This window comes from Mangrovimonas sp. CR14 (assembly GCF_011764015.1).
In the GTDB taxonomy this organism is placed as follows: domain Bacteria; phylum Bacteroidota; class Bacteroidia; order Flavobacteriales; family Flavobacteriaceae; genus Mangrovimonas; species Mangrovimonas futianensis.
On record NZ_JAAFZY010000002.1, the window covers coordinates 549,134 to 566,604 of the forward strand.

At 35.8% G+C, this 17,471-nt stretch carries 17 protein-coding genes; 8 read left to right on the forward strand and 9 right to left on the reverse strand.

The window, feature by feature from the left end; genetic code table 11:
* Nucleotides 1-54 precede the first annotated feature (54 nt).
* Nucleotides 55-1,104 carry a glycosyltransferase gene (locus tag GZ212_RS05620; protein ID WP_166958015.1) on the forward strand — a complete coding sequence of 350 codons (1,050 nt, stop codon included), beginning with the start codon at nt 55-57 and terminating at the stop codon, nt 1,102-1,104.
* Here GZ212_RS05620 and GZ212_RS05625 read toward each other — a convergent pair.
* A complete protein-coding gene (locus GZ212_RS05625; RefSeq protein WP_166958017.1) occupies nt 1,087-2,124 on the reverse strand; it encodes a cell wall metabolism sensor histidine kinase WalK in 1,038 nt (345 codons plus the stop codon). The two genes, GZ212_RS05620 and GZ212_RS05625, sit on opposite strands and share 18 nt — an antisense overlap.
* Nucleotides 2,124-2,807 (reverse strand): response regulator transcription factor, encoded by a 684-nt coding sequence (locus GZ212_RS05630; RefSeq protein ID WP_053971110.1) that lies wholly within the window; start codon nt 2,805-2,807, stop codon nt 2,124-2,126. The genes GZ212_RS05625 and GZ212_RS05630 overlap by 1 nt, the downstream gene beginning before the upstream one ends.
* Before the next feature lie 197 nt (nt 2,808-3,004).
* Here GZ212_RS05630 and GZ212_RS05635 point away from each other — a divergent pair, with 197 nt between their 5' ends.
* The 3 genes from GZ212_RS05635 to GZ212_RS05645 all read left to right on the forward strand — a co-directional run bounded on the left by GZ212_RS05635 (nt 3,005) and on the right by GZ212_RS05645 (nt 6,133).
* Nucleotides 3,005-3,340, forward strand: a complete 336-nt coding sequence (locus GZ212_RS05635) for a T9SS type A sorting domain-containing protein (RefSeq protein ID WP_166958019.1) — start codon at nt 3,005-3,007, stop codon at nt 3,338-3,340.
* A gap of 108 nt (nt 3,341-3,448) precedes the next feature.
* Nucleotides 3,449-5,083, forward strand: coding sequence for a T9SS type A sorting domain-containing protein (locus GZ212_RS05640; RefSeq protein WP_166958021.1), 1,635 nt, complete (start codon nt 3,449-3,451; stop codon nt 5,081-5,083).
* Nucleotides 5,084-5,155: 72 nt separating this feature from the next.
* Entirely contained in the window at nt 5,156-6,133 is a 978-nt protein-coding gene (locus GZ212_RS05645; RefSeq protein ID WP_166958023.1) for an acyl transferase, read from the forward strand.
* A 128-nt stretch (nt 6,134-6,261) separates the two neighbouring features.
* On the opposite strand, the gene tyrS is transcribed toward GZ212_RS05645, so the two are convergent.
* Nucleotides 6,262-7,569 carry a tyrosine--tRNA ligase gene (gene tyrS, locus GZ212_RS05650; RefSeq protein ID WP_053971106.1) on the reverse strand — a complete coding sequence of 436 codons (1,308 nt, stop codon included), beginning with the start codon at nt 7,567-7,569 and terminating at the stop codon, nt 6,262-6,264.
* Here tyrS and GZ212_RS05655 point away from each other — a divergent pair.
* A complete protein-coding gene (locus GZ212_RS05655; RefSeq protein WP_370520454.1) occupies nt 7,568-8,665 on the forward strand; it encodes an NAD-dependent epimerase/dehydratase family protein in 1,098 nt (365 codons plus the stop codon). The genes tyrS and GZ212_RS05655 overlap by 2 nt on opposite strands.
* Here GZ212_RS05655 and GZ212_RS05660 read toward each other — a convergent pair.
* Genes GZ212_RS05660 through GZ212_RS05670 form a run of 3 tightly spaced genes read right to left on the reverse strand, consistent with a single transcriptional unit; the run spans nt 8,651 to nt 11,228 of the window.
* Nucleotides 8,651-9,157, reverse strand: a complete 507-nt coding sequence (locus tag GZ212_RS05660; protein ID WP_166958025.1) for a DUF4296 domain-containing protein — start codon at nt 9,155-9,157, stop codon at nt 8,651-8,653. The genes GZ212_RS05655 and GZ212_RS05660 overlap by 15 nt on opposite strands.
* Nucleotides 9,154-10,500: a dihydroorotase gene (locus GZ212_RS05665; protein ID WP_166958027.1), complete on the reverse strand. Its 1,347-nt coding sequence runs from the start codon at nt 10,498-10,500 to the stop codon at nt 9,154-9,156. Before GZ212_RS05665 ends, GZ212_RS05660 begins: the two co-directional genes overlap by 4 nt.
* Nucleotides 10,476-11,228, reverse strand: a complete 753-nt coding sequence (locus GZ212_RS05670) for a polyprenol monophosphomannose synthase (RefSeq protein WP_166958030.1) — start codon at nt 11,226-11,228, stop codon at nt 10,476-10,478. The genes GZ212_RS05665 and GZ212_RS05670 overlap by 25 nt, the downstream gene beginning before the upstream one ends.
* Nucleotides 11,229-11,333: 105 nt before the next feature.
* On the opposite strand from GZ212_RS05670, the gene GZ212_RS05675 reads away from it, so the two are divergent.
* Nucleotides 11,334-11,990, forward strand: a complete 657-nt coding sequence (locus GZ212_RS05675) for a DUF4271 domain-containing protein (protein WP_166958032.1) — start codon at nt 11,334-11,336, stop codon at nt 11,988-11,990.
* Nucleotides 11,991-12,004: 14 nt separating this feature from the next.
* Complete coding sequence (locus GZ212_RS05680) at nt 12,005-12,754, forward strand: uroporphyrinogen-III synthase (RefSeq protein ID WP_053971101.1); 750 nt, start codon at nt 12,005-12,007, stop codon at nt 12,752-12,754.
* A gap of 70 nt (nt 12,755-12,824) precedes the next feature.
* Here GZ212_RS05680 and GZ212_RS05685 read toward each other — a convergent pair whose 3' ends face one another.
* The 3 genes from GZ212_RS05685 to GZ212_RS05695 form a co-directional block, all read right to left on the reverse strand.
* Nucleotides 12,825-13,781, reverse strand: a complete 957-nt coding sequence (locus GZ212_RS05685) for a T9SS type A sorting domain-containing protein (RefSeq protein WP_166958034.1) — start codon at nt 13,779-13,781, stop codon at nt 12,825-12,827.
* Nucleotides 13,782-13,883: 102 nt separating this feature from the next.
* Nucleotides 13,884-15,500: a phosphoenolpyruvate carboxykinase (ATP) gene (pckA, locus tag GZ212_RS05690; RefSeq protein WP_166958035.1), complete on the reverse strand. Its 1,617-nt coding sequence runs from the start codon at nt 15,498-15,500 to the stop codon at nt 13,884-13,886.
* A 66-nt stretch (nt 15,501-15,566) separates the two neighbouring features.
* On the reverse strand, nt 15,567-15,956 hold the full coding sequence (locus GZ212_RS05695) for a DUF423 domain-containing protein (protein ID WP_166958037.1): 390 nt from the start codon (nt 15,954-15,956) through the stop codon (nt 15,567-15,569).
* A 79-nt stretch (nt 15,957-16,035) separates the two neighbouring features.
* Here GZ212_RS05695 and GZ212_RS05700 point away from each other — a divergent pair, with 79 nt between their 5' ends.
* A complete protein-coding gene (locus GZ212_RS05700; protein ID WP_166958039.1) occupies nt 16,036-17,400 on the forward strand; it encodes a saccharopine dehydrogenase family protein in 1,365 nt (454 codons plus the stop codon).
* The last annotated feature ends 71 nt before the right edge of the window (nt 17,401-17,471 follow it).

A 17,471-nucleotide genomic window follows, 5' to 3' on the forward strand; every position in this document is an offset into this window, starting at 1 on the left:
TTTAAAGTTTAGGCAAAATTAAGGAAACATAGCCGCTTTACATTTGCTTTTTTTATGAAATTGAGAAAACGCATATTAGTAGCCCCTCTTAATTGGGGTTTAGGTCATTCCACACGTTGCATTCCAATAATTCAAGCTTTAATTGATCAAGGGTTTGACCCAGTCATTGCTAGTGATGGAGTCGCATTAGAATTGCTTAAAAAAGAATTCCCCAGCTTAATCCATGAAGAATTACCCTCCTATAACATTACCTATTCCAAAAAAGGGATGTTTTTTAAATATAAGATTTTAAAAGACGCTCCAAGAATATTGAGGACCCAAAAGGAAGAGCTTCAAAAAGTCAAAGAATTGGTTAAAACTTATGATATTGTTGGAATCATTTCAGATAACCGATTTGGAGTAAGGCATAAAAACATTCCTTCCATATTTATCACACATCAATTACAAGTCTTAAGTGGTGCTACCACATGGTTTAGCACAAGGTTTCATCATAACGTCATTAAAAAATTTGATGAATGTTGGGTGCCAGATGCTGAAGGAAAAGTGAATTTAAGTGGTAAGCTGGGGCATTTAGACCACCCCATTATTCCTACTAAATATTTGGGTCCTATTAGCCGGTTTAACAAGCAAGACTTGGAAATAATTTATGACTTGATGGTGCTTCTCTCTGGTCCAGAACCTCAACGCACAATACTTCAAGAAAAGCTACTAACCGAACTTTCAAATTACAATGGAAAAGTCCTTTTTGTGAGGGGCGTCATTGAATCAAAGCAATTGGTTGAAAAAAAAGAAAATATTACCATTTACAATTTCATGACCAGTAACGAATTGGAAACCGCACTGAACCAAAGTGCCATAGTAATTTCTAGGTCTGGATATACCACTGTATTGGATTTAGCTAAACTAGGCAAAAAAGCATTTTTCATTCCCACACCTGGGCAAACGGAACAAGAATATTTAGCTATAGAATTACAAAAACAAGGATTGGTTCCTACATGCAAACAAAGTCAATTCAAAATTAAAGACCTTGAGCGTGTTAAGGATTTTAAAGGGCTCTCATTTGAGACAGAAACAAATTTTGAAAGTCTATTCAGCCTTTTCTAAACTAAAAGAAAATTCACTCCCTACCCCCAACTCACTTTCAATGTAAATTTTCTCTTCGTGCGCTTCAATGATGTGCTTAACTATGGAAAGTCCAAGACCAGAACCGCCCTCTTTTCTTGACCCGCTTTTATCAACCCTATAGAATCGTTCAAAAATTCTGGAGATATGTTCTTCACCAATACCTTCTCCATTGTCAGTTACCCTGATAATAATTTTATTTTTTATCAAGTTTTCTATACTTACCTCTGTTGTTCCCTTTTCCCTTCCGTATTTAATGGAGTTCACCATAAGATTGGTCACCACCTGTTGAATTCGTTCTTTATCTGCTTTTACCAAAACCGGCTCATCATAATTCAAGTCAAACATTAAGGTTATCTCTTTTTTGGCCGCCTTCATCTCCAGCATATCAAAAACGCTTTGGACGACCTCCACAATGTTAAACACCTCCATATTAAGTCGCAAATCACCTGCCTCTAATTTGGTAATCATATCAAGGTCCTTTACTATATAAATGAGTCTTTCTACCCCCTTATTGGCTCTTGATAAATATTTTTTAAGGATTTTTTTATCCTTCATGGCACCATCGAGGAGGGTTAAAATATAGCCTTGGACAGTAAATAAAGGGGTCTTTAACTCATGAGAAACATTTCCTAGAAACTCCTTTCGATATTCCTCCCTAACCTTTAAAGTTTCAATTTCCAACTTTTTATCCTTGGCATATTTGTCTATTTCCTTGGTCAGAGTAGCCATATCCGTAGTAATAGGCTGTTTAGTCAAGGACGTAGATTCCAAGAGGGTCAAATCATCATAAATTTTCTTAACCCTTCTGTATATGAAGCGTTCCACGCGGTATTGAATAATTGCAAAACAAACCAAATAAGAAAGAAGTGCAAAAGGAATCACAAACCAACCTAAGGCACCCACCACATATAAAAAAACACTCAAAAGGAGTGTTAGTATTATGGTGATAAACAGCGATGTTCTAATCGCAAATTTATATGTTTTCTTGAGTTTCTGCATCAATCGACAAACTTGTACCCAACACCTTTTACGGTTTTAAAGCTTTTGTCTCCAATTTTTTCACGAAGCTTTCTGATGTGTACATCAATGGTACGTCCACCAACAACAACTTCATTACCCCAAACTTTATCCAAAATTTCCTCTCGCTTGAAAACTTTACCTGGCTTTGATGCCAACAAAGATAGTAATTCAAATTCTTTTCTAGGAAGTATAATTTCTTCATTCTTAAGGGTGATTTTATACTCGTCCCTATTGATTACCAAGCTTCCAATTTTCACTGTAGACTCTTGGGTTTCATCTTCTTTAATTCGTCTTAATAAGGCCTTCACCTTACTTACCAGCACTTTTGGCTTAATCGGCTTGGTAATGTAATCATCAGCACCTGCATCAAAACCAGCAACTTGTGAATAATCTTCACCTCTAGCTGTTAAAAAAGTAACAATAGTATCCTGTAAGTCTGGCACTTTCCTGATTTGCTCACAAGCCTCAATTCCATCCATTTCAGGCATCATAACATCCAATATAATTAAATGCGGCTTCTCCTTTTTAGCTTTTTTCAAAGCTTCAACTCCATTCTCGGCTGTAATTACTTGATAACCTTCACTTGTCAAGTTATAACCTATGATTTCCAAAATATCTGGTTCATCATCTACAAGGAGGATTTTGATGTCCTTTTTTTTCATTTTTAAAGGTTTCGTTTAGTTTGAAAAGTAAAGATAGTATTAATCAAAATAATTTAATATCATTTGATTACAAATAACAATTAGGTAACAAATACCTTACAACAAGTTAAAGAAAAAGGGCGTTTTAACGAATGTTATGATAATTTTGGTCTGATTTTTGAATTATTTTATTACATTTAATTGAATAATTTTTCCCAATGAAGCAGTTTTACCTAATAACATTCTTTTGTGTGGTCTTTTCTCTAAGTGGTTTCTCCCAAACTACTGAGAAGTATATGGCGGCCAAACAAGATACGGAACTAGCAGAAAATTTAACGCTATATCCCAATCCTGCTAGTCATGGAAAAGTTTATATCTCCTCTAAAAACAACAAGGTTAAAAAAATTGAAATTTTCAATGTTTTAGGAAAATTGATTTTATCCACCACCCAATTAGGTAACGAACTCAATATTTCCAAGTTAAAGGCAGGTGCCTATATTGTGAAAATTTCTGAAGAAAGCCTAACAGTGACTAGGAAACTTATAGTTCGCTAAAACCCTTATGTTATATTAACGTAAAAACTGACATAAACCTACTTCTCAGGTAGATTTTACTCATAATAATCTTTATATTTGTTTTTCAACATATTAAATCAATAATCTATGAGAAAAATTTACTTATTATTAATTCTACTTATTACCTCTGCGGTTTCGTTTGGACAAAACCTAGCCGTAAATGGTGGTTTTGAAAATTGGACTGGAGGCGTTCTTGACACATGGACCTCTGAATCAGGAACAACCATTACTCAAGAAACCACAACATTTTCTGAAGGTACTTATGCTGCTAATTTTGAAGTTACTACTACTACACAAGGTGATACAGATTTTAGACAATCTATAGATGTTACTGCCGGAACAGTTTATAATGTATCCGTTGACATTTACCAAGTGGACAATGGTAGTAGAGCGAGAATTTATGCTGGCAACTATCAAGGATATTCAGACCCCGCCCTTGTAGGTGAGTGGCAAACCATTACTTATGAGTATACTGCTGCAGGAAATGAGTCAATTGAATTTGGCCTTCGTTTTTATGATACTGATGATTGGAATGGAACTTCTTCCTTTATCATTGTAGATAATTTCATCGTTGAAGCACAATCTGGACCATCCCTAGCAATTCTTTCGCCTTCAGACGGAGAATCTGTTGTTGGTCCCGATGTAGACGTTGAATTATCAGTTCAAAATTTTGAAGTTGGAGCTACTGATGCTGGATTGGATGGACACATTCATTATTCTTTAGATGCTGGTGGTACGGTTATGGTATATGACACAGATCCTATTGCATTAACTGGACTTGCTGATGGTGAGCATACAGTAGATGTTTGGTTAGTAGACAACACACATACTCCTTTAGACCCACCAGTTGAGGCTTCTGTTACTTTTACTGTGACTTCTATTACTGAGGTAGCTGACCTTGCTGCTTTAAGAGCTTCTGCCGAAGGTGGAATCTATGAAGTGACTGGTGAAGTTATTGTCACCTTTGTAACAGGAAACAACAGAAATCAAATTTTCATCCAAGATGCGACTGCTGGAATGTTAATTGATGATAATGCCGGAACAATTACTACTGCCTATATGGATGGAGATGGTATTACAGGTCTTACAGGACAATTGGGCAGCTATGCAGACATGCTTCAATTTGTACCCACTGAAGATCCAGGTGCCGCAACTTCTTCTGCTAACAGTATCTCTCCTCAAATGGTGACATTGACTGATTTGGAAAATAATTTGGATATGTACGAATCAGAATTAGTTATGATTAACGGTGTTACTTTTGCAGATGGCGATGGCACAACTACTTTTACTTCGAATACCAATTATGATATCTCTGATAGCACTTCTTCTGCCTTTGTGTTTAGAACCAATTATCCAAATGACAATTTGGAGGGAGAACTAATTCCTAATACGCCTGTAAATATCATGACTCTTGCAGGTGAATTTTTTGGAACTCCTCAGGTATATCCAACGGGAGCAGATTATTTATTATCAGTAAACGAAATCAATTCTCTAAGTACTCTAAGTATGTATCCTAATCCAGTTTTAGGAAACCAGGTAACCATTCAAACTCAAGGTAATGGTACTATTTCTGTTTCAGTATTTGACGTATTAGGGAAAAATGTATTGAACAAAGAAATTTCTAATAACACATTAAATGTTTCAAGTTTAAAGTCTGGAATTTATTTGGTTAGAATTTCTCAAAACGGGTTTAACACAACTAAGAAATTAGTAGTTAAATAAAAGAAACACAACCTAATTTTTATAAGCACTGTCTATTGGCAGTGCTTTTTTATTTTCAATACTTTTGTGAACATGGATCCCGCTACTATTTTTAATATTAATTCCCCTACCAACTTTGAGCAAAAAGCTCTGGAAGTTTTTAAATATCAATTTCAAAACAATAAAGTTTATAGGTCCTTTTGCGATCTACTCTATAAGAATCCAGCGGATGTGAACTGCATAGAGGACATTCCTTTTCTACCCATATCCTTCTTTAAAGCCAAAGAAATTACTACCACACCGGGAATCAAAGACATTATCTTTACAAGTTCCGGTACTACAGGCTCTTCTACCAGCAAGCATTATGTTTCTGATATTTCATGGTACATTGAAAGTTTTAGAAAAGGATTTCAGCATTTCTACGGGAATATTGAAGATTACACTATTCTTGCTCTCTTACCTTCTTATTTAGAACGAGAAGGCTCCTCACTCATATACATGGTTGAAGACCTTATTAAAAACTCCAAAAAGGAGAATAGTGGGTTCTATTTGAATGATTTAAAAAAATTAGCACACACTTTAAACCAATTGGATGCCCAAGGAGAAAAAACATTGTTAATAGGTGTCTCTTTTGCACTGTTAGATTTGGTTGAAAAGTACTCCTTCAATCTTCAAAACACCATTATCATGGAAACAGGGGGAATGAAAGGACGTCGCAAAGAATTGATTCGCGTGGAATTACATGCCATCTTGGAAGAAGGATTTGGCGTTAAAGAAATTCATAGTGAATATGGCATGACCGAATTATTAAGCCAAGGATATTCTAAAGGGACTGGAATTTTTAATTGCCCCCCTTGGATGAAAGTTCTAACCAGAGATCCAGAAGACGCTCTTACCATTCAAAACCATGGCAAAACTGGAGGTATTAATGTGATTGATCTCGCTAATTATCACTCTTGCTCCTTTGTTGCCACCCAAGATTTAGGAAAAACACATAAAGATGGAAGTTTTGAAGTTATAGGCCGATTTGATCATTCAGACATTAGGGGATGTAACCTTCTAATCTTGTAAGGAATTAATTTTCCAATCGACTAATAACATGCTTTCATGGAAAAGAAATTGATTTTTAAGTTGGTTAGAAAGCAAAGCGCCTGAAGATTTATATCTCAGGCGCTTTTATAGTTATTGATACGGCTTAATTAAACCGCCTTTATTATATAAGTATTTTTCTTCCCTTTATTTATAATAACATACCTATCATTGATCAAGTCATCACGTGTCAACAGATAGTCTTCCTTAACCTTCTCTTTATTGACAGCAATAGCATTTTCTTTCAAGGATCTTCTAGCTTCACCATTGGAGGCCAAAAACTCCGTTTTTGCGGCCAAAGCACCAATCATATCAACCCCTTCATCAAAATCTGAAATAGGTAATTCGGCTTGAGGCACACCTTCAAACACGTCTAAGAAAGTCTTTTCATCCAAAGTTTGAATATCTTGTTTAAAGGATTTACTAAACAAAATATTTGAAGCCTTTTCAGCTGTTTCAAAGGCTTCTTTAGAATGCACAAAAGTAGTCACTTCCTCTGCCAATCTTTTTTGTAAGATTCTATAATGAGGAGCTTCCTGATGGGCTTCAACCAATCCTGCAATAGTAGCTCTATCCAAAAAGGTGAAAATCTTGATATACTTTTCAGCATCTTCATCAGAAGTATTCAACCAAAATTGATAAAACTTATAAACGGATGTTTTTTCAGGATCTAACCATACGTTCCCTCCTTCACTCTTCCCAAATTTAGAGCCATCTGCTTTAGTTATCAACGGACAGGTCATCGCAAATGCCTTTGTCTCTTCTCCCACATTCATTCTTCTCACCAACTCGGTACCGGTAGTTATATTTCCCCATTGATCACTTCCTCCCATTTGAAGCAAGCAATTGAAGTTTTGGTGCAAATAATAAAAGTCGTAACCCTGTATTAGCTGATAAGTGAATTCCGTAAAAGACATACCTACACTACCCTCTTCTCCCGATAAACGTTTTTTAACAGAATCCTTGGCCATCATATAATTAACCGTGATTCGTTTTCCTACATCCCGAGCAAAATCTATAAACGAGAAGTCCTTCATCCAATCGTAGTTATTAACTAAAACAGGAGCATTTTCATCCTTAGAATCAAAATCCAAAAACCTAGAGAGCACGCCTTTAATACCTTCAACATTATGGTTTAAGGTAGCTTCATCCAATAAATTTCTTTCATCACTCTTCCCAGATGGGTCACCAATCATCCCAGTAGCACCTCCTACCAAGGCAATAGGTCTATGTCCAAAATTCTTAAGGTGCACCAACAAAATAATAGGCACCAAACTACCAATATGTAAAGAATCTGAGGTTGGATCAAAGCCGATATAAGCTGTTGTCATTTCCTTATTAAGTTGCTCCTCCGTCCCAGGCATGATATCATGAACCATTCCTCGCCAACGTAATTCTTCTACGATTGAATTTGACATGTATAAAATTTTAAAATTTAATTGGAGCAAAGATAAAAATACAACAAGAATTACTGAGCCTTTCAATAGAATTCTTTACTTTAGTTTCATGATTTTGGTAACCGGCGGAACAGGGTTAGTAGGCGCTCATCTACTTTACCATCTAGTAAAAAAGGGGGAAAGTGTAAGAGCTATTTTCAGAAGTGAGAACAAGCTCTCTGTTACCAAAAAAGTGTTCTCTTACTACGAATCCAACTTCGAACTTTTATGGAACCAAATAGATTGGGTTCATGCCGACCTATTGGATATTCCAAAACTTTCTGAGGCATTCAAAAACGTTGAATATGTTTACCACTGTGCAGCCATGGTCTCCTTTGACCCTGATTGTTATCACCAACTCCGGAAAACCAATATAGAAGGTACTGCCAACATTGTCAACCTCTGCATTGCAAATAACATAAAAAAAATATGCTATGTGAGCTCTGTTGCCACCTTAGGTAAAACTCCAAATAACACTCCAATAACTGAAGAAACTGCTTGGAATCCAGAGGCAGATAACAATGTTTATGCTATAACCAAGTATGGTGCAGAAATAGAAGTATGGCGCGGGACCCAAGAAGGTTTAAATGCAGTTATTGTAAATCCAGGAGTCATTCTTGGCGGCGGAAATTGGGATCAAGGAAGTGGTATCATTTTCAAAAAAGCCTTTGAAGGAAATAAATATTACACCAAAGGAGGCACTGGTTATGTGGACGTTCAGGATGTGGTTAACATTATGATGCTTTTGATGTCGAGCAACATACAAAATGAGACTTATATTTTAGTTGCAGACCATTTGTCCTCTCATGACATTTTATCCAAAATTTCAACCTATTTAAAAATACCAAAACCAACTAAAGAGGTATCCCAATGGATGTTGGAGATTGGCTGGCGAATGGATTGGTTAAAAACGAAATTAACAGGAAAAGAACGCCTACTTACCAAGCAACTGGCCAAAACTTTAAATACCCCAAGCTTCTACAGTAATTCTAAAATAGTCCAGGAATTGAATTATGAATTCACCCCCATTGACCAGACCATTCAACGGGTATGCAATGAATTTTTAATCGACAATTAGAGAATCCACTCTTTCTAGCCCCTTATTTTCAACTCTATCATTTATTCCACGAAGCTGATTTAAAGAATCATTTGTGACTGGTTTAATTCTTTTTGCTCCAGTTACACTATCTGATTTACCAATCCCTCGCATACTTTCTTCCTCCTTCTTCATATCTTCACTCAGACCCTTCCTGATGACATCCAAACTATCCATTACCTTTTGGATTATTTCATCATAGTCATCTACTCGATAAGCATAGTAATTATTATTCTCTGCAAATTGCAGGCTATCTATTTGGTACTTTTTGTAAATGTATTGATCAGGGACTATCCCATTGTTTTCCAACATTTTTTTATTAACTCCTTTGGCAGAATTTACAAGGGCTAAATCTAAAAGTATATGCACCATTTGCTCCTTTGACAGTAAGTTTTCTGGCTCTTCAGGCATTTTAACATCATGACAACCCAAAAAAACTGCTAATACTAAGAATAAGAGCACCCCTTTTTTCATCTATTGAATGTTAATCTTTTAGCAAACCTTTTTTCATTTACCTTGGAGCTTTCATAAGCCACATTACCATTCAACAAGGTATGAGTAATACGCGACTTAAAAGTGACCCCTTCAAAAGGTGACCAACCACATTTGTATAAAATATTAGATTTATTGACGGTCCATGGATTGGCAGGATTTACCACCACCAAATCAGCATAGTATCCTTCTCTAATAAACCCTCTTTTTTCAACTTCAAACAGAATCGCTGGATTGTGGCACATTTTTTCTACCAATTTCTCCAGAGATATTTTACCGCGATGATGCATCTCAAACATGGCTACCAAAGCATGTTGAACCAAAGGCCCGCCTGATGGTGCTTGCGTGTACACATTATTTTTTTCCTCCCAAGTATGTGGAGCATGATCTGTGGCAATAACATCTATTCGATCATCTAATAATGCCTTCCAAAGTTCATCCCTATCCTTTGTGGTTTTAACTGCCGGATTCCATTTAATTAATGTCCCCTTCTTCTCATAGTCTTCATCAGTAAACCAAAGATGGTGAATACAAACCTCGGCCGTAATTTTTTTCTCCTTTAATGGTAATTTGTTTGAGAATAACTTTGTTTCCCTTCCTGTTGACAAATGGAATACATGAAGTCTAGCACCTGTTTTCTTCGCCAATTCAATAGCCTTTGAAGAAGACAAATAACAAGCTTCCTCACTCCTGATTTTGGGATGCATCTCCATTGGAATGTCATCGCCATACTCTTTAAGATAGGCTTTAAGATTATTCTTAATGGTTTGTTCATCTTCACAATGCACAGAAATAACCATATCGGTGCTTGAAAATATTTTTTCTAAAACCTCAGGATTATCCACTAACATATTCCCTGTAGAAGACCCTAAAAACAACTTTAATCCAGCTACATCTTTGGGATCTACCTTTAAAATTTCATCAAGATTATCATTGGTTCCTCCAAACATAAAAGAGTAATTGGCATAAGACCTTTTTGAGGCAATTCCGAATTTTTCTTCCATCGCCTCAAGATTTACAGTTTGTGGATTGGTATTAGGCATTTCCACAAATGAAGTAATACCACCCGCAATGGCGGCTTTAGACTCTGTTTCTATTGTAGCTTTATGGGTTAACCCAGGCTCCCTAAAATGGACTTGGTCATCAATAACACCGGGCATAACATAATTACCTTCCACATCTATCACCTTAACCTGTGCAGATTTAGCACTGATACTGCTATCTATTTCCTTTATGAAGGCATCCTCAATTAAAATATCACCATCAAAAATTTTCCCTTCATTTATGATTCGAGCATTCTTTAAAAGAATAGTGTTCTTTGCCATGTTTTTTTATGATTGAAAATACTTTTTAATTTCATTTTTATTACTCCAAAAATAGCTTCAGAAATAATTCCTTTACTCATTTTTGATTTCCCTTTGGTTCTATCTGTAAAAATAACAGGAACCTCAACAATTTCATACCCTAATAAATGGGTTTTAAACTTCATCTCAATTTGAAAGGCATACCCAACAAATTCTATCTTATCCAAATTTATGGATTCCAAAACTTCTCTTCTATAACAAACAAACCCAGCAGTTGTGTCGTGTATTTCCATCCCGGTAACAAAGCGAACATACTTGGAGGCAAAATAAGACAGTAGAATTCTACTCATAGGCCAATTCACCACATTAACACCAACTACATATCGTGACCCGATGGACAAATCGGCTCCTTTTGAACTACATGCCTCATAGAGCCTCACCAAATCGTTTGGATTATGCGAAAAATCGGCATCCATTTCAAAAATATAATGATAGTCCTTCTGAAGTGCCCATTTAAACCCTTCAATATAGGCCGTACCTAACCCGGTTTTACCTTCCCGCTCCAATAAGAACAGCTGATTATGAAACTCTTCTTGAAGTTCCTTTGCCTTGTAACCAGTCATATCAGGTGAGTTATCATCAACTACCAAAATATGAAACTCCTTATTCTGCGAAAAAACAGCACGGATAATGGCTTCAATATTTTCAATTTCGTTAAAGGTAGGTATGATCACTAAGGCGTCCGCCATTGACAAGGAATTTTCAGCAAATGTAAGTTAATTATTATTGATGACTTTTTAAATATTACTTAAATTAAAAAGACCGGTATCAAAATTTTGTAATAATTTTAAACCATGCTAAGAGATTATGACACGCATGACTTATTTACCATCCTTATGGTAACAGGAATTATTTTGGTAGCTGCCTCCAAATTGTTTTTTGAAAGGCGGTTTAACCAATTTATAGGGATTTTTGTAAGCTCAACTTACCTCAAGGTCTATGAAAAAAATCAAAAGTTTTTTGATTACTTCGACAGCTTGTTATTTGTCAATCTCATTTTCTCCCTAGCTATTTTTATTTGGATCACACTTAATACAGTTTTTGAACCCATTGAAATATCTGCAAATAATCTTCTTAGACTTATATTGGCAATCAGTGTCTTTATACTGGTAAAGGTGCTTATAGAAAGGTTGGTGGCAAGTATATTCAACATCGACAAACTGATCGACGAATACCTTTTTCAAAAAATTTCCTACAAAAACTTTTTGGGTATTCTATTAGTCCCCATAAATGCCGTTTTATTATATAGTTTGACACCCAATAAAACCATCATTCTTATTGTTATTGCCCTCCTGTTTTTAGTCAATTTAGTAGGTCTAATCACCTCTTACAAATCACATCAAAGTTTAATTAAAAAGGAATTCTTTTATTTTATTTTGTATCTTTGCGCACTTGAAATCGGACCTTATCTGATTTTATACAAGTTGTTTATTGAAACTGCAAAAGCATAAAACTGACTTATCCTATGAAAGTGAAAACAATTTTAGTGTCTCAACCCGAACCTAAAATAGAAAATTCGCCCTATTTTGATCTACAAGAGAAACAAAAAGTTAAAATTGATTTTAGACCCTTTATTCATGTCGAAGGTGTAGAAGCCAAAGAAATTAGACATCAAAAGGTCGACCTTAACAATTACTCGGCTATTATTCTTACGAGTAGAAATGCTGTGGACCATTTCTTCAGAGTAGCAGAAGAAATGCGCTTTAAGGTTCCTGATACCATGAAATATTTTTGTCAGTCTGAGGCTGTTGCTTACTATTTGCAAAAATATGTGGTTTACAGAAAACGTAAAATTTATGTAGGTAAGAGAACGTTTGCTGAATTATCTCCTTTAATCAAAAAATATAAGGACGAAAAATTCTTACTTCCTACCACCGACAAATTGAAGCCTGAAGTCCCTGAAATTCTAAACAATTTGGGAATTGATTGGAAAGAAGCTATTTTTTATAGAACCGTGATCAGTGATTTATCTGATCTAGCTAATGTTTATTACGATATCCTAGTTTTCTTTAGTCCTTCAGGAATTGAATCCCTATTTCACAATTTCCCTGATTTCAAACAAAATAACACGCGTTTAGCTGTTTTTGGGAACACCACTCTTAAAGCAGTTGAAGAGAAAGGATTAAGGGTTGATATTCAAGCACCCACTCCAGAGACGCCTTCTATGACAATGGCGCTTGAGAAATACATTAATGAAGTAAACAAAAAGAAGTAAGTTTTTGACTTATTCAAAATAAAAAGCGACTACTTAAAGTAGTCGTTTTTTTTATGACGTATGATTTTCCTTATTGAATGACCAGCTTCTTAATTTCCATATGGTCATCTACAAACAACTTGGCCATGTAGATCCCACCAGAAAGATGAGACATATTTATGACATTACTCCCTTCTAACAATTCACTAGAATGCACCAGTTTCCCTGTAACACTGTAAATTTCAAGTTGAGCAGTTTGGTTTCCATTTAAACGAACATTTAGATTATTACTAACCGGATTGGGATACACTTGGAATCCTATTTCATTATCTACCTCCGATACAGATAGAGTGCATTCAGAGGATTCATTCATTAAAGTTGTTTGTGCATCTATGGTCCATCCAGACAAATATGCAGCACTAGGGTCATCAACAAACAAGCAGCTTAAGTTTCCATTAAAATCAGTATCAAATGAGGTGATATTAGCATTGTTTCCATTCCTTAAATCTATCAAAATTAAACTCGATCCGCCACCATTATTATAAGCATCCAGTGTAACTAAATTGATATTTAAGCTCAAGTCAAGGGTAATTAAATTATTAGCTCTAACATTTAAATTTTGCAACGCAAAATTAGAACTCAAATCCAGGCTATTTATAGCGGCATCTGGCATGTATAAATCTGTCAAATCAAACAAGCCAGCGACATCAATGCTTTCCAAAGAAGAACAGCTCTCACATGAAATAGATTCCAATTGCGGTAAGACCGAAAAATCAGCAAATTCCAAATTAGCATTATAACCTAAAATAATACCCGTAATGTTATCAAATGCCTCAATACCTGATAAATCTGTAATATCAAAGTTCTCAATATTCAAAACCTCAGTAAAGGCCGAAGCCGTTGCGGTTGGTATTTGGTTGTCATTGGGGATGTCGTCAAAAAAAGCCAAGGCTAATTCTAAATTAGAATCTGGTATTGCTGTATACTGGCAAACACCAGAAAAACCAAAGCTTAATAAAGCAATAAATAATAGTAGTTTTTGTTTCATAGGATAAATTGGTTAATAGTTTGTCTTCTTAAACTTACCAATTTTTTAACATAAACAAAAAAAAATCAGATGAACAACATCTGATTTTTAGGTATTTGTATTTTAAAAGCTATATCGCTGTGGTCCTCCCCGTCTGATTTCTTCACTGGCAAAAGATTCAAATTTTTTGAAATTTTCCCGGAAAGCATTTGAAAGTTTAAAAGCTGTTGTATAATACGCTTTGTCATTATTCCAAGTAGTTCTTGGACTTAAAACTTCAGATGGTACTCCTGGACAATGTCTAGGTTGTGCCACCCCAAATACAGAGTGAATGTGATAATCATCATAATTATACAGACCCAAATCACCATTTAAAACGGCATTGATCATAGCTCTTGTATACTTTAATTTCATTCGGGTTCCTACACCATAAGGTCCACCAGTCCAACCAGTATTGACCAACCAAACGTTAACCCCAGCTTCCTTCATTTTTTTGCTCAACATTTCAGCGTACTTTGTTGGATGCAATGGCATAAAAGGCGCACCAAAACAAGCCGAGAAAGAAGGCTGGGGTTCTACAACGCCTGCCTCTGTACCCGCCACTTTAGCGGTATATCCCGAAATAAAATGGTAAGCAGCCTGAGCCGGAGTAAGCTTTGAAATTGGAGGTAAAACTCCAAAAGCATCAGCAGTAAGGAAAAAGATATTTTTTGGATTTTCACCAATTGACGGTTTTTTAATATTGTCTATGTGGTAAATAGGATAACTCACCCTTGTATTTTGAGTTATCGAGGTATCTTCATAATCAACTTCACCATTTGAATCCAAAATAACATTTTCTAGAATAGCCCCCTTTTTAATCGCTTGAAAGATTTCAGGTTCATTTTCCTGTGACAGATTGATGACTTTAGCATAGCAACCGCCTTCAAAATTAAATACGGTATTTTCGTTAGTCCAACCATGCTCATCATCCCCAATCAAACTTCTGTTAGGGTCAGTTGACAAAGTAGTTTTCCCTGTTCCAGATAAACCAAAGAAAATAGCAGTATCGCCATCTTTCCCAACATTAGCACTACAGTGCATAGGAAGGGTGTTTTTGAAAACAGGTAAAATAAAATTAAGTGCTGAGAAAATACCTTTTTTTATTTCCCCAGTATAACCAGTTCCTCCAATCAACGCTATCTTTCTTGTAAAATCCAAAATAGCAAAATTGTGTTGGCGTGTCCCGTCCACTTCAGGGTTAGCCATAAAACCGGGAGCATTGACCACAGTCCATTCTGGTGAGAAGTCTTCTAATTCTGTTTCATCAGGTCTTAAGAACATATTATAAGCAAACATATTGCTCCATGGATATTCATTAATGACGCGAATGTTCAATTTATAGTTAGGATCTGCACAAGCATAGGCATCTCTCACGAAAATTTCCTTTCCTGAAAGGTAATCTACAACTTTGTCATATAGTTTTTGAAATTGATCAGAATCAAAAGGAATATTGATATTTCCCCACCAAACCTTATCTTCTGTGATAGCATCCTTTACAATAAAACGATCTTTGGGAGACCTTCCCGTAAATTCACCTGTGTTAACTGCCAAAGTTCCATTTGCAGTTTCTACACCTTGTCCATTTTCAATAGTTACTTCTTGAAGTTCTTCTGGAGATAGTTGGTAATTTACCTGAGCATTCTTAATGCCATAGGGCTCTAACGAAATCGTTTTCGTTGTTTGGGTGTAATTAGCCATGAGTTTTTGTTTTGAATTGTTGGTACAAAGCTAAAACTTTATTTTTATATAGCTATTTTTAATGATTTAAACCTGTGACTTTTTTATAAAACCAACCAACATGACCACCCAAGCGGCTATTAATGCTGAACCTCCAACTGGTGTGATAAGAGCAATGGTTTTGAAATTAAAGGCAGACATCTCATTTGTAGCCAAACCATAAATAGATCCAGAAAAAAAGATAATACCGACAAGGATTAAAATAAAAATGGTTTTCTTAGTCTTAACCTCTAAAATATTGGTCCCACCAACAAATAAAAGCAATATCGCGTGATACATTTGGTAGCGCACACCTGTTTCAAATGTAGTTAGTTGCTCGGGACTTAATACAGCTTTCAATCCATGGGCACCAAAAGCACCTAAAGCCACACTTAAGATTCCAAAAAGGGCTCCAGTTATTAAAATTTTCTGATTCATCTAAAAAAGTATTTTAGGTTTTTATTGCTCATTCAATTCACTAAATTCGTGAACACAAAATTACTCAACTTAACTAATTATGCGAAAAATATTGGTCATTGGTTCAGGCAAATCATCGTCTTACTTGATAAAATATCTGCTTGACAAATCCGAAGAAGAAAATCTACTCATCATTGTTGGCGACAAAAATTTCAGTCATGCCCAAAAATTAGTACACAACCACAAAAACGGACAAGCCATTGTCTTTGATGTTTTTGATAAACAAGTTCGTGAAAATGCCATTGAAAATGCAGATATCGTGGTCTCCATGCTACCAGCTAGATTTCACATTGAAGCCGCAAAAGATTGTATCAAATTCAACAAGAACATGGTTACCGCATCCTATGTAAGCGATGATATGCAAAATCTGGATAAAGCAGCAAAGGATAAGGGTCTTGTTTTCATGAATGAAATTGGTGTGGATCCAGGAATTGATCACATGAGCGCCATGAAAGTGATTGATACCATTCGAGATAAAGGCGGAAAAATGATTTTATTCGAATCCTTCACTGGGGGGCTGGTTGCGCCCGAAAGCGACAATAACCTATGGAATTATAAATTCACTTGGAACCCGAGAAACGTGGTCGTTGCAGGTCAAGGTGGCGCTGCTAAATTTCTTCAAGAAGGAACCTACAAGTACATACCTTATAACCGTCTATTTAGAAGAACCGAATTTTTAGATGTGGAAGGCTACGGAAGGTTTGAGGCCTATGCCAATAGAGACTCCCTAAAATATCAATCGACCTATGGTCTTGATCAAGTTAAAACCCTATACCGTGGTACGATGAGACGGGTTGGTTTTTCTAGAGCCTGGAATATGTTTGTGCAACTGGGTATGACGGATGATAGTTACACCATAGAGGATAGTGAGAACATGACTTATAGAGATTTCGTAAATGCCTTTCTGCCATACAGTCCAACAGATTCTGTAGAACTCAAATTCAGACATCAATTGAAAATTGACCAAGACGATATTGTTTGGGATAAATTGGAAGAACTAGATATTTTTAGCCATTCTAAAAAAGTGGAACTCAGAGAAGCCACTCCGGCGCAAATACTTCAAAAGATTTTAATGGACAGCTGGGACTTAGCTCCAGATGACAAAGATATGATTGTCATGTACCACAAATTCGGCTATGAACTTAACGGGAAAAAGCATCAAATAGACGCCACCATGGTTACCACAGGTGAAGATCAAACGTACACCGCCATGTCTAAAACGGTAGGCTTGCCGGTAGCCATTGCTACCCTCGCCATTTTGAACAAAAAGATAACCACTCCAGGTGTTCAAATCCCCATAACCAAAGAAGTATACGACCCTATTTTAAAGGAATTGGAAACCTTTGATATTCGGTTCCATGAGTATGAAGTTCCTTATTTTGGCTATAATCCTTTAAACCTTTAGTGATAGATAGATGCCAATCTCATTCATTTTTTAAACAATTATTGTAAAACATTGATTTTAAGCTTTCATTT